This window comes from Shewanella benthica KT99, assembly GCF_000172075.1.
In the GTDB taxonomy this organism is placed as follows: Bacteria; Pseudomonadota; Gammaproteobacteria; order Enterobacterales; family Shewanellaceae; genus Shewanella; species Shewanella benthica_A.
Genome location: NZ_ABIC01000035.1, coordinates 34,843 through 47,352, shown reverse-complemented (window position 1 = coordinate 47,352; position 12,510 = coordinate 34,843). Strand labels below are relative to the sequence as shown.

Annotated in this window: 14 protein-coding genes and 1 other RNA gene; 10 read left to right on the top strand and 5 right to left on the bottom strand. The window is 46.6% G+C overall.

The window, feature by feature from the left end:
• Positions 1-4 precede the first annotated feature (4 nt).
• The 9 genes from KT99_RS23430 to KT99_RS14880 all read left to right on the top strand — a co-directional run bounded on the left by KT99_RS23430 (position 5) and on the right by KT99_RS14880 (position 7,224).
• Positions 5-406 carry a prepilin-type N-terminal cleavage/methylation domain-containing protein gene (locus KT99_RS23430; RefSeq protein WP_040572058.1) on the top strand — a complete coding sequence of 134 codons (402 nt, stop codon included), beginning with the start codon at positions 5-7 and terminating at the stop codon, positions 404-406.
• A gap of 115 nt (positions 407-521) precedes the next feature.
• Positions 522-2,231: a type IV-A pilus assembly ATPase PilB gene (pilB, locus tag KT99_RS14915; protein ID WP_005501573.1), complete on the top strand. Its 1,710-nt coding sequence runs from the start codon at positions 522-524 to the stop codon at positions 2,229-2,231.
• 44 nt (positions 2,232-2,275) lie between these two features.
• Entirely contained in the window at positions 2,276-3,547 is a 1,272-nt protein-coding gene (locus tag KT99_RS14910) for a type II secretion system F family protein (RefSeq protein WP_005501572.1), read from the top strand.
• A 59-nt stretch (positions 3,548-3,606) separates the two neighbouring features.
• Positions 3,607-4,518, top strand: coding sequence for a prepilin peptidase (locus KT99_RS14905; RefSeq protein ID WP_005501571.1), 912 nt, complete (start codon positions 3,607-3,609; stop codon positions 4,516-4,518).
• A gap of 36 nt (positions 4,519-4,554) precedes the next feature.
• Positions 4,555-5,160, top strand: a complete 606-nt coding sequence (gene coaE / locus KT99_RS14900; protein ID WP_005501569.1) for a dephospho-CoA kinase — start codon at positions 4,555-4,557, stop codon at positions 5,158-5,160.
• Between the two features lie 8 nt (positions 5,161-5,168).
• Complete coding sequence (zapD, locus tag KT99_RS14895; RefSeq protein WP_005501568.1) at positions 5,169-5,903, top strand: cell division protein ZapD; 735 nt, start codon at positions 5,169-5,171, stop codon at positions 5,901-5,903.
• Between the two features lie 105 nt (positions 5,904-6,008).
• The gene (yacG, locus tag KT99_RS14890) at positions 6,009-6,221 is read left to right on the top strand and encodes a DNA gyrase inhibitor YacG (RefSeq protein WP_005501566.1); all 213 of its coding nucleotides are present in this window, start codon (positions 6,009-6,011) and stop codon (positions 6,219-6,221) included.
• A gap of 5 nt (positions 6,222-6,226) precedes the next feature.
• Entirely contained in the window at positions 6,227-6,637 is a 411-nt protein-coding gene (gene mutT, locus KT99_RS14885; RefSeq protein WP_083804859.1) for an 8-oxo-dGTP diphosphatase MutT, read from the top strand.
• Between the two features lie 173 nt (positions 6,638-6,810).
• Entirely contained in the window at positions 6,811-7,224 is a 414-nt protein-coding gene (locus KT99_RS14880) for a hypothetical protein (protein ID WP_005501563.1), read from the top strand.
• A gap of 118 nt (positions 7,225-7,342) precedes the next feature.
• Here the strand turns inward: KT99_RS14880 and KT99_RS14875 are convergent, their stop codons facing one another.
• From KT99_RS14875 to KT99_RS14865, 3 genes are all read right to left on the bottom strand, one after another.
• Positions 7,343-7,669 (bottom strand): DMT family transporter, encoded by a 327-nt coding sequence (locus KT99_RS14875; protein WP_005501561.1) that lies wholly within the window; start codon positions 7,667-7,669, stop codon positions 7,343-7,345.
• A gap of 236 nt (positions 7,670-7,905) precedes the next feature.
• Positions 7,906-8,463, bottom strand: coding sequence for an S-(hydroxymethyl)glutathione synthase (gene gfa, locus KT99_RS14870; RefSeq protein ID WP_005501560.1), 558 nt, complete (start codon positions 8,461-8,463; stop codon positions 7,906-7,908).
• 55 nt (positions 8,464-8,518) lie between these two features.
• Positions 8,519-9,670 (bottom strand): iron-containing alcohol dehydrogenase, encoded by a 1,152-nt coding sequence (locus tag KT99_RS14865; RefSeq protein ID WP_040572057.1) that lies wholly within the window; start codon positions 9,668-9,670, stop codon positions 8,519-8,521.
• A gap of 310 nt (positions 9,671-9,980) precedes the next feature.
• On the opposite strand from KT99_RS14865, the gene KT99_RS14860 reads away from it, so the two are divergent.
• Entirely contained in the window at positions 9,981-10,850 is an 870-nt protein-coding gene (locus KT99_RS14860) for a LysR substrate-binding domain-containing protein (RefSeq protein ID WP_005501557.1), read from the top strand.
• A 241-nt stretch (positions 10,851-11,091) separates the two neighbouring features.
• On the opposite strand, the gene rnpB is transcribed toward KT99_RS14860, so the two are convergent.
• Positions 11,092-11,451, bottom strand: an RNA gene (rnpB, locus tag KT99_RS20200) — RNase P RNA component class A.
• A gap of 185 nt (positions 11,452-11,636) precedes the next feature.
• The gene (rsmI, locus tag KT99_RS14855) at positions 11,637-12,482 is read right to left on the bottom strand and encodes a 16S rRNA (cytidine(1402)-2'-O)-methyltransferase (RefSeq protein ID WP_005501555.1); all 846 of its coding nucleotides are present in this window, start codon (positions 12,480-12,482) and stop codon (positions 11,637-11,639) included.
• Positions 12,483-12,510 lie beyond the last annotated feature (28 nt).

Below are 12,510 nucleotides of genomic sequence, written 5' to 3'. Positions count from 1 at the left end.
CACTATGGCAGGTAACAAGAGTGCTAAGGGTTTCACCCTAATTGAATTAATGATCGTGGTGGCCATTATCGGTATTCTCGCCGCCATCGCACTGCCAGCCTATAAAGATTACGTGACCGCGGCTCAAGGTGGCGCGGCGATGAAGGGAGTTACATCTTTTTCTACAAAAATTCAGGCCTGTATCACAACAGGGATTGGCTGTACAGGTATTGCAAAAGAAGCTAAGAAAAATAGTAAGTTTGGTGAAGTAGCAAAGGATCCTACTCAAGATGGTGAGTTTACACTGACTTGGGAAGAAGCTAAATGTAAACTAGAAGCAAAATTTGATAATGCTGGTGGCGTGGTGTTAACAATGACTAGTACTGCAGATTTAACTTTATGTAAGAAAGGTGCAGGTCTTACTTAAAGAAACTCCTTAAGCCTAGTTTAAATAAAAACTAGCCGTAAGCGAGATTTAAGTGTGAGTGAGAATTCAACATAGCTCACTCACACTTTTTTGTAATCAACTAAATGAGTAAAAAATGCCCACTACCGGCTTGCATTTAGGTCTATCTACCCTCTTTATTCGTAAAAATTTGCTCAGCGAAGAGCAGATAGCATCCGCTATCGCCAAATCCCGCCAGTTTAAGCAATCCCTCGTTTCCACCATAGTCTCAGAAAAGCTGATTTCAGCCCGTGAGATAGCCGAGCTCTGTTACGAAGAATATGGCACGCCGCTACTGGATCTCGATGAATTCGACATTGCCAGCATTCCCGAAGCGTTCCTCAATAAGAAGCTGATCGAAAAACATAAGTGCCTGCCGCTGTTTAAGCGCGGCAACCGCCTCTATATCGGCACATCAGACCCCACCAACATAGCAGCCTTAGAAGACTTTCAATTTAGCGCAGGCCTGCATGCCGAAGCCATACTGGTCGAAGATGATAAGCTCACCAAGGCCATAGACAAGGTGCTGGAGGAGGATATCTCGGCTCTGGATATCAGTGGTATCGACGAATCGGCGCTGGCCGATATCGAGATAGATGATCCCAGTAAGCACCAAGAAGAACAAAAAGGTGAGAGTGGCGACGATGCGCCCATCGTCATCTATATCAATAAAATTTTGACCGACGCCATCCGTAAAGGCGCATCGGATCTGCATTTTGAGCCCTATGAGAAACGTTACCGTATCCGTTTTCGTATCGATGGCATCCTGCATCAAGTCTCCGAGCCGCCGGTCAATCTTTCCGCCCGCATATCGTCTCGGCTCAAGGTGATGTCCAAGCTAGATATCGCCGAGCGCCGCGTCCCCCAAGATGGCCGCATCAAGATGAAGCTGTCACGCACCAAATCTATCGATTTTCGGGTCAGCACCTTGCCGACCATCTGGGGCGAGAAGATAGTGATGCGTATCCTCGACTCCTCCTCGGCGCAACTAGGCATAGAGAAATTGGGCTATGAAGACGATCAGCGCGAGCTGTACGAGGAGATGTTGGAAAAACCCCAGGGCATGATCTTGGTCACCGGCCCTACCGGCTCAGGCAAGACCGTCTCCCTGTATACCGGCCTCAACATACTCAACACCGAGGCCCGCAACATCTCTACCGTCGAAGATCCGGTGGAGATTAACCTCGAAGGGGTCAACCAGGTCCATATCAACCTCAAGGCGGGCCTGACCTTTGCGTCTGCATTGCGCTCATTTCTGCGTCAAGATCCCGATGTGATCATGGTGGGTGAAATTCGCGACTTAGAGACCGCCGAAATTGCCATCAAGGCGGCTCAGACCGGCCACCTGGTATTGTCGACACTGCACACCAACTCTGCCGCCGAAACCTTGACCCGCCTTATCAACATGGGCGTGCCTGGCTATAACATAGCCAGCTCGGTAAACCTGATTATCGCTCAACGTCTGACGCGCCGCCTCTGCCCCGAGTGTAAGCAAACAGAAGACGTTCCGGTACACGAACTAGAGAGGCTAGGCTTTAAGCAAGCTGACATAGAGGCAGGCATCACCACTTATAAACCTGTTGGTTGCGATCTCTGCTCCGGCGGCTACAAGGGCCGGGTCGGCATCTATGAGGTGATGAAGATATCGGACGAGATAGCGCGCATCATCATGGAGGGGGGTAACTCCTTACAAATAGCCACTATGGCCAAGGAGCAGGGCATGCGCGATCTACGCGAGTCTGGGCTACTCAAGGTCATCCAGGGCGTCACCAGCATCGCCGAAATCAACCGAGTCACCAGTTTCTAGGTTCTAGGTTCTAGGTTCTACAAATTTTATCTTAAGGAACGGCCATGGCTACCACAAGCATCATTAAAAAAAGACAGGCAAGAGCTAAGAGAGCCAATGCTAACAGCCAAGCTAAGATCTATACCTTCGAATGGAAAGGGGTCAACAAAGCCGGTCAAAAAACCTCAGGTGAGCTTAAAGGTGCCACGGCTGCCGAAGTGAGAAGTCAGCTAAAGACTCAGGGGGTCAGCCCAAAATCGGTGAAGAAGCAATCGGCGAGTCTCTTCCAGCTGGGTGCTCCTAAGATCACCGCCATGGATATCGCCATGATCACCCGCCAGATAGCCACCATGCTCTCGGCCGGGGTGCCGCTGGTGACCACCATAGAGATGCTGGGCCGCAGTCATGAGAAAGCCAAGATGCGCGAGCTGCTTGGCACGATCGTAAACGATGTCCAAGCCGGTATCCCGCTCTCCGATGCATTGCGGCCTCATAGGCAATATTTCGATGATCTCTATGTGGATCTGGTCGCCGCGGGGGAACACTCGGGATCCTTAGATGCCGTATTCGATCGCGTCGCAACCTACAGGGAGAAAGCCGAGGCACTTAAATCTAAAATCAAGAAGGCCATGTTCTACCCGGCTGCCGTGGTGGTGGTTGCCATAGGCGTGACAACCTTGCTGTTGCTGTTTGTGGTGCCGCAGTTCCAGGAGATTTTTGCCGGTTTCGGTGCCGAACTGCCCTCCTTTACTCAGTTCGTCATCGGAATATCGGAGGCACTGCAAGCCTCCTGGTATATATTTGCGGTGATCATCATGGTCAGCATTTTTCTATTTAAGCGTGCCCATAGAAATTCGCAATTGTTTAGAGATAAAGTCGATGTTTTACTCCTTAAGATACCGATTATTGGCCCCATACTGCATAAGGCCGCCATGGCGCGTTTCGCACGTACACTGGCGACCACATTTGCTGCAGGCGTCCCGCTAATCGATGGCTTAGAGTCCTCCGCTGGCGCATCGGGTAATGCCGTTTATCGAAAAGCGGTACTCAAGGTCCGCACCGAAGTGATGGCGGGCATGCAGATGAACGTTGCCATGCGTACTACTAAGCTATTTCCCGATATGCTGATCCAGATGGTGATGATAGGAGAAGAGTCCGGTGGACTCGATGATATGCTCAACAAGGTGGCCAATATTTACGAGATGCAGGTCGATGACGCCGTAGATGGACTCTCTAGCCTGATCGAACCTATCATGATGGTGGTGATTGGTACGCTAGTCGGGGGCTTAATCGTCGCCATGTATCTTCCCATCTTCGAAATGGGTAAGATTATCTAGCATCCTTTGTAAGTAACTAGCAAGATCAATAAAAGACTCCCAATAGAAGAACAAAATAGATGTCAGAATTAATCACCATATTAAGCCACAATTTGTGGCTGTTTAGCGCTATCGCTTTTATCTTTGCCGCCGTCATAGGTAGCTTTCTCAATGTGGTCATTCATCGCTTGCCGGTGATGATGAAACGTGAGTGGCAGCAAGAATGTAACCAATACCTCAACGAGTATCATAAAGAGCTTGTAGCTCCCATCTCAAAAAAGCTCGAACGAGCCATCGATGACTATCCTGAGAAATATAACCTGATCGTGCCGGGTTCGGCCTGCCCGAAATGTAAGACCGATATTAAGCCCTGGCATAACCTGCCTGTTATTGGCTGGCTGATGCTAAGAGGAAAGTGTGCCTCATGCAGCACAGCTATATCGGCGCGCTACCCAATCATAGAATTATTGACTGGCTTGGCGGTGGCTTTTCTCGCGCTGCATTTCGGCCCTACCTGGGAATTTGCCTGCGCAACATTACTCACTTTTGTGCTGATGGCGCTAACAGGTATAGATCTCGATGAAATGCTGCTTCCCGACCAACTCACCCTTCCCCTGCTATGGTTCGGCTTATTGATTAACCTAAATGGCACCTTTACCAGCGGCAGCGACGCATTAATCGGTGCTGCCGCGGGTTATCTGAGCCTCTGGAGTGTCTTCTGGGCGTTTAAACTATTAACAGGCAAGGATGGCATGGGCTATGGCGATTTTAAGCTGTTAGCCGTGTTTGGTGCCTGGTTTGGTTGGCAGTTACTGCCACTCATCATACTGCTATCATCGATAGTCGGCGCAGTCGTTGGCATCATGCTGATCATCAGTAAAAAACTCAATCACGGTAATCCAATTCCCTTTGGCCCTTATATCGCGCTAGCGGGCTGGATAGCCATGATCTGGGGCAGTGATATCAATGCCTGGTATCTATCCACCCTATAAGCTAGAGCTCTTCATAAATGGTTAACGAGTAGGATTATGGCTAAATATTTAATTGGCTTAACTGGCGGCATAGGTAGCGGTAAAACTACAGTCGCCAATCTATTTGCAGAATTAGGCATAGAATTAGTCGATGCAGATATCGTCGCACGAGATGTGGTCGCAATAGGCACTAGCGGCTTAAATCAAATAGCGGCCCATTTCGGTAAACAGATATTAAACCAAGATAACAGCTTAGATCGAGCCGCTCTAAGAGAAATCATCTTCAGTCAGCCGAAAGAGCGACGCTGGATCAATGACTTGTTGCATCCAATGATACGTACCGAGATGCTAAATCAATTAGCGGCTACGTCGTCACCCTACACAATTCTGGTTGCTCCCTTGCTATTTGAGAATGAATTAGATAGGTTAGTAAATCGTACACTTTTGATTGATATTTCACCTGAACAACAACGAAAGCGTACCGTTCACAGGGATGCGCTAACTCACGAGCAAGTAGAAAAAATTATAAGTAGCCAGGCCCCAAGAGCCGAGAAGCTGCTTAAAGCTGATGATGTCATAGACAATCATGGAGAGATATCGGCGCTAAAAAGCAAAGTAATTGCACTGCATAATAATTATTTGAAATTGTCCAATAATGCTTAATAAACGCCATGACTGAATTGATCTATGAACAACCTCTAAACGAGAAGACTCGCAGTTACCTTAGGCTCGAGTATCTTGAACAACAACTGCAAATGAACTTGACTCAAGATCATCAAAATCGTTGTTTCCACCCCCTTTTCTCATTATGTGAGCTGGCTGAGCGGTGTGACTATCGCGGCGAAGTACTCAAAGATCTCAATAAAAAAATTTTATTCCTATCGAATTGGAAGAATCTGCCCCATATAGATAAACAGCAAATCGATAAATACTTATCCCTATTATCTGACGCCAGAGAGACACTGCAAATAAGCGAAAGACCCGGTAGCCAACTAAAACAGAATCGCTTCTTAATGGCTCTACGCCAAAGGTTCAATATGCCTGGAGCATGTTGTAATTTTGACCTGCCACAACTTCATTATTGGTTAGCTAAGCCCTGGGATGTTCGACAACAAGAGTACTCACAGTGGCTAGATACCTTTAGCGTCATACTGACACCTATTAGTCTGCTTCTAGAACTAACCAGGTTAACGACTGAGTATACTGAAACCGTGGCAAAATATGGTTTCTATCAAGGTAATAGTAATCAGGCACTGTCATTAATTAGGGTACAACTGGACTCACATCAAGGCTGTTATCCTACCATTAGCGGTCATAAGAATAGATACGCAATTCACTTCGTGCAGTTCGAGCAACTAAAACACTCGAAGCAAGCGATAGAGTTTAAATTAGCAACCTGTATCTAAAGCCAGTATCATAGGTTTCATATCAAACATCATGCTTAAATTGCTAAACCTAGGCTAGTTCACAGTTAAGCCCATTTTGTAAGCGTAACTTATAGAGACCGAACAATGACAACCCGAGTAAAGTGTCCCACCTGCCAAACAGAGGTGATCTGGAATTCAGAGTCCAAATTTAGACCTTTCTGCAGCGACCGCTGTAAACTAATCGACCTAGGTGACTGGGCATCCGAAAAACATGTGATCCCAGTTGAACCTGAATTTGGTTATGAGACTCTGGATGTAGAGGGATATGATGAATCAAGCTTCTTCAAAGAGGATTAATCCAATTGTCAGCCTCGATAGCTAAAACCAAAAGAGTACATGTAGCTGTAGGCGTGATAATGAATGCAGAAAATCAGATCCTACTGGCCAAACGCCTCGATCACTTACACCAAGGTGGAAAATGGGAATTTCCCGGAGGCAAAGTCGAACCAGGAGAATCTGTTACCCAAGCCTTGACCCGAGAGCTGAAAGAGGAAGTTGATTTAACCATCACAGACACAAGCTCCCTGATGAGCATCAGTCATGACTACCCGGATAAGCAAGTACTCTTGGATATCCACTGGGTGACTTGTTTCACAGGAGAAGCTCATGGGCTTGAAGGGCAGGAAGTTAAGTGGGTAGCTAAATCCGATTTACCAGACTACGACTTCCCCGAAGCCAACAAGCCTATAATCGACAAGATTTTAGAGCGTTAGCTAATTTCTAAAAATCGGCTTTCTATCACCTTGAGATGTTCAACTAGATAATTGCCCCCTTGGCCAGCAAGATGATTAAACTCGATGACCTTAACCAGAATGCCGTTAACAATGCACACAGCATGTTAACTTAGTGCTATCAAATAGTTTACCGCAGAAGCGTACTGGAAAATGTGGCCTATGGTCTCAGTGTACAAGGGATAGATAAGGCCACGAGAAATGCCAAAGCCAAACAATGGCTTGAGACCGTCATGAAGCCACCGGCATATCGTCTCACCGCCGACACTATAGGTGAAGCGCTCAAGCAGATGAAACGTATCCCGGCTAACTATGCCTATTACGTTACCAATGAGGGGTTCCAGGGCGTGGTGTGTCAGGAAGCACTGGAAGATGCCGTCAAGACAGATAAAGAAGCGCCGATGGAAGAGTTCAAGGTAGAAGAATTGAAGCCGATATCACCGGATGCACTGCTTGAAAGTATCATTCCTGCAACCATGGAATCAGACTTTCCCCAGCCTGTTGCCGATGCTGACGACAGCTCAGACGCAGAAAAGCTAGACTCGGCCAACAAGAATAAAAAATCCTGAATGTTAACCAAACAATTAGCCATCCAGGCAAAAATCACATATGAACTTGATGACTTACTCGTTCAAAGAGTGCTCTAGCAGTATCGCCTAAGGTTGTAGAAAATAGAGTGCGCACTCTTTAATGACTATGCCCCTGGGATATATTTATCATCATTACACCAGCGGCAACCAACGCCATCCCAATCCAAGCGGTTAAGTCTAGATGTTGGCGATAAAACAAAGCTGATAATAGTGTGACAGTCACTATGGCTAAGCCAGCCCAAAGCGCATGTACCACGCCCACAGGCATCCCCTTCATGGCTTGACCCAGAAAAATAAACGCCGTCAAATGCCCGAGGATCACCAATGCAGCAGGCAAAGGTCTGCTAAAACCATCGGTCGCCTTAAGCGCCACATGAGATAAAGCTTCGGCCATGACACCCAGTAATAAAAAAATCCAACTCATAATATAAGCCTTATAGTAAAGAGGTTGGCAGGCTTAGCCCGCGGCATAGATTGGGATATTGATTGTGTTGCGGCTATTATATTCGTAATCATTCAGATGATAATCTAGCAAAATAACAAATCACTTTTACCTACTGGTAATAAAGTTATGTAATCTAAAATAAAAAAGCGCCCTAGAGCGCTTGTTTTATGATAGCCAGTATGCCGATATAATCAGCATCGATTAGTCATCAGATCTTACTGGTTATTGGTAACATGAGCGGCGATGACATCCATTAATACTGGAGATAGGCAGTCATATGGCACCAGTCCCAAGTCAGTTAATGTGGCGCGAACATCCGCCATCTCTTCGGGTGCTGTTCCTGACTCTATGATTGAAGAAACAAATGCAGCGAACTCGGGCGCTGACCAACCTTGCTGCTTAGACAGCTCTGTATGCACAAAGTCTAAACCATAGAAAGGGTGCCCGGTGTTTTCGATGCGACCATACATATGGGTACCGCACTCTTTACAAGCATGGCGCTGAATTGCCGCCGACTCATCTATGACCTGTAATTTATCAGCATTGGCAGTCACAGTGACCTTATCCTTTGAAACCACAGCTATCTGAGCAAACAGAGCGCCTTCAGGCTTCCAGCATTTACTGCAACCGCAGACATGGTTGTGTGCCGTTTGCGCCGCAATGGTCACTTCAACAAGATGATGTGAACACTGGCATTGCAATGATCCGCCAGTAAAACCTTCAGCTGTTGCTATGGTGCCATTATCGACCTGAGGATGAATTAACATTTTCATAATGATTACTCCAAAAATATGGCTAAGCCCTATTCAACAAGGCTTAGCCAGCTACTTACATAGCTTGATTAAAAATATTGATAATTTCTTGAGTGCTAGCCTTTCTTGGGTTGGTTAAAGAGCACGCATCGTTTAAGGCATTTATCGCCATAAATTCGAGCCTTTCTTGCTTTACTCCAAGATCGGCAAGCTTCTGATCGGTAGCCACTGCGGCTGAAAGTGTCTCGATTGCGACAATGCCAGCTTCTGCCGCATCTGCCGCATCCATGCCTGTCGTATCGACGCCCATTGCTTTGCCAATGTCGGCAAATCGTTCACTACTAACTGCGGCATTGAAACGAGAAACATATGGCAGCAAGATGGCATTACATAAGCCATGCACTAGGTCATAAACGCCACCTAACTGGTGAGCCATGGAATGTACATAACCTAATGAGGCATTAGAGAAAGCCATACCAGCCAGATATTCACCGTACTGCATCGCATCACGTGCTTCTCGGTCTTCGCCGTTATCAACAGCTCTGAGCAAGTTCATTGAGATGAGCTCAATAGCCTTAATGGCTGTGGCATCGGTTATTGGCGTCGCTGCCGTAGAAACATAAGCTTCAACCGCATGGGTCAATGCATCCATACCGGTTGTTGCAGTCAGAAACTTAGGCATCGCCACCATAAGCTCTGAATCATTCACTGCGATAATCGGTGTCAGATTTTTATCTACAATCGGGTATTTCGTCTCATCTTCTTCATTGGTAACAATGGCAAATATCGTCATTTCTGCCGCTGTACCAGCAGTCGTATTCACGGTGACCAGAGGTAGTTGTGGCTTAGCAGATAAATGCACCCCTTTAGAGAAGTCACGAATATGACCACCATTTGTTGCCACTAAGGCTATGCCTTTAGCGCAATCGTGAGAAGATCCACCACCGAATGAAATGACAAAATCACAGTCTTGAATTTTAAGTAACTTAAGACCTTGCTCGATGTTTTTTTCTGTTGGGTTAGGCTTTACACCATCAAAGATGCTAAACGCGATGTCGTGAGCAGATAACTCGTCGGTAAGCCTGTCGACTAATTTAATATCGACCAGCGCTTTATCTGTCACGATTAGCGCTTTATTAAAGTTTCTCGCCTTGAGCTCACTACCGAGTTGCTTAATGGCATCGGGGCCCATCATCGACATAGGAGGCATATAAAATGTTGTACTCATTTGTATTTCCTTAGATTAAATAAAAGCTTGCAGCCTCTCTACATCATAATAACTACTGAAAACGGAGACTGGATGACACCTTGACCATTCGATGGCAGCGATTATATTCATTACAGATAAGTTGATAATCCCTATTTTTGGAAAATTACTTTTTATATACCGTAATAATAAATATCACCAACAAGCCCACTTTGATGCTAGATGTGACCCATTGACGGTTTAAAATGCTAGTTAAACTTTAAATTGCATTTAGCCTAAATTTGATAATAATTAGAGGATATTCAGCAAAGATAATTTCTTGAGAGTAATAATGTTTAATTGGGAAGGTGTAAGTGAGTTCGTTGCCGTAGCCGAAGCCGAAAGCTTTACCAAGGCATCACAACGTCTAGGGATCTCCACAGCACAAGTCAGCAGACAAGTCAGTGCACTGGAAACCAGAATGGCAACGAAACTGTTTCATCGAACCACACGAAAAGTATCAGTCACCGAAGTGGGCAAAATCTATTATCAACATTGTCGACAAGTACTCGATGGCCTCGAAGAAGCCGAGCGTGCCATTACTAACTTGCAGAGCACGCCTAGAGGACTGTTAAAGATTACCGCTCCGGTTACCTATGGTGAGGGGACGTTAGCACCGCTAATCAATGATTTCATCGCAAAATATCCCGAGCTTGAGATCAAAATAACCTTAACGAATCAGAAGCTCGATCTTATCGATGAAGGCTTCGATCTCGCCGTTAGGCTAGGTCAACTCGAAGACTCGAGTATGATGGCAAAAAGACTGGGATCGAGGACTATATATGTCTGCGCTTCACCTGATTACCTCTCGAAGTATGGCTTACCTCACTCATTGTCCGAATTAGAACAACATAATTGCCTGCAGGGCACACTCGATTACTGGCGCTTCCAAGAAAATGGTAAGACAAGAAATATCAGAGTCAGGGGGAATTTAACCTGTAATAGCGGTCATGCGCTTGTCGATGCGGCAATCAAAAGCATAGGCATAGTACAACTACCTGATTACTATGTTTTACCTTTCATTGAATCCGGTCAGCTGGTGCCAATATTAGAGCATAATCGACAACCCGATGAGGGGATCTGGGCTCTCTATCCGCATAACCGACACTTATCGCCAAAAGTTCGCATGCTACTGGATTACCTCAGTGAGGCTTTACGCTAAATCAACCATAACTTGGGTCTATCCTTGTCACTATCGACCCACTGAATTTATCCTTCCCAATATAAAGTTAGCGCAATATCAGTTAAGACTCATATTGCCAGCGTTGATCAACAAAGGTATGACCACCAGCGATAGACAGACATTGAATGCAGCCATTTGCCAGCTAAAGCTCAGGCTGCTAAGCGCTGCGGTGCATTTAGCAAAAAGCCCGCTTATCTTTCGATAGGCGGGCTTTTCTAAATGGTTGAGTTGGCCGATAAGCCGGGTCTTGTCGTGGACAGTTATTCATCTAGGCCTGCAATCGCTCACAGGCTCAAGCGACCTACCCGGTTCCAACGCGAGCCACGCATTAACTATTAAAAGTACTGGAACCCTATTTGGTCTTGCTTCGGGTAGAGTTTACCTCGCCACAGACTATTACTAGCCGTGCGGTGCGCTCTTACCGCACCCTTTCACCCTTACCAATCCGAAGATTGGCGGTCTCCTCTCTGCTGCACTTGTCGTCGGTTCACACCGCCCAGGCGTTACCTGGTACCCTGCTCTATGAAGCCCGGACTTTCCTCCCCGTTCTTACGAACGCGGCAACTGTCTGGCCAACTCGGCGCGGATTATAGCGAGTGTTGGCGACTACGGCAAGTTGTTATGCCAATCTGGATAAAGATGAGCGAAAGCTTACTCTCGCTTTACTCACAGCGACGCAGTCGCGTTCTCTAAGGCCGAACTCGCAAAGCCATGTTCTCCCTAGTCACCTAGTGACGTCCTCGAACTTCACGCTCGCAACCGCTTTTACAGCCCTATCTCTAAACCATATTTGTACAGTGCGTTTTTCTTTAGCCCGTAGATCTGTCCGGCGATTGCCGCCGCTTTCTTTAACGGTAGCTCTTCTACAAGTAACTTAAGGGTATTAACCACTTCAGTTGGAATCTCCGCATCATCTTTCGCGCTACGATAACCGTGACACATGAGCACGATTTCACCACGCTGCTGGTTAGGGTCATTCTTAACCATCTCAAGCACTTCAGCCACGGTTCCCGAAAGAAAGGTTTCGAAGGTCTTAGTGATTTCACGGGCCATCACTATCTGTCGGTCCTCTCCCAGAGCCGCCAAAAATGACTCGAGACTCTGCACAATACGATGAGGTGACTCGTAGAAGATCAAGGTTCTTGGATCTTCTTTGAGGGCCGTCAGTTTATCGAATCGGCCTTTCTCTTTCGATGGCAGAAAACCTTCGAAAGTGAAGCGATCCGATGGCAAGCCTGAAGCACTCAACGCGGTAACGGCGGCACATGGCCCAGGCAAAGGAATGACATCGTATCCCGCCGCTCTCACGGCAGAAACCAGATGATAACCAGGATCAGAGATCAAGGGAGTGCCCGCGTCTGAGATCAGCGCAACAGGCTCACCATTACTCAGCTTTTGAATGATCCAATCGGCTCTGTCTCGCTCATTATGATCATGCAGCGACGTTTTTCTGGTTTCTATGCCGAAATGACTCAGAAGTTTACCGCTGTGACGCGTGTCTTCACAGGCGATTAATTTGACACTATTAAGCACATCTATGGCGCGAGAACTAATATCGCCAAGGTTGCCGATGGGGGTTGGAACTATGTAAAGAGCGACCGCCAGATCCATATCTACCTCAGTTTGACTATTACAAGAC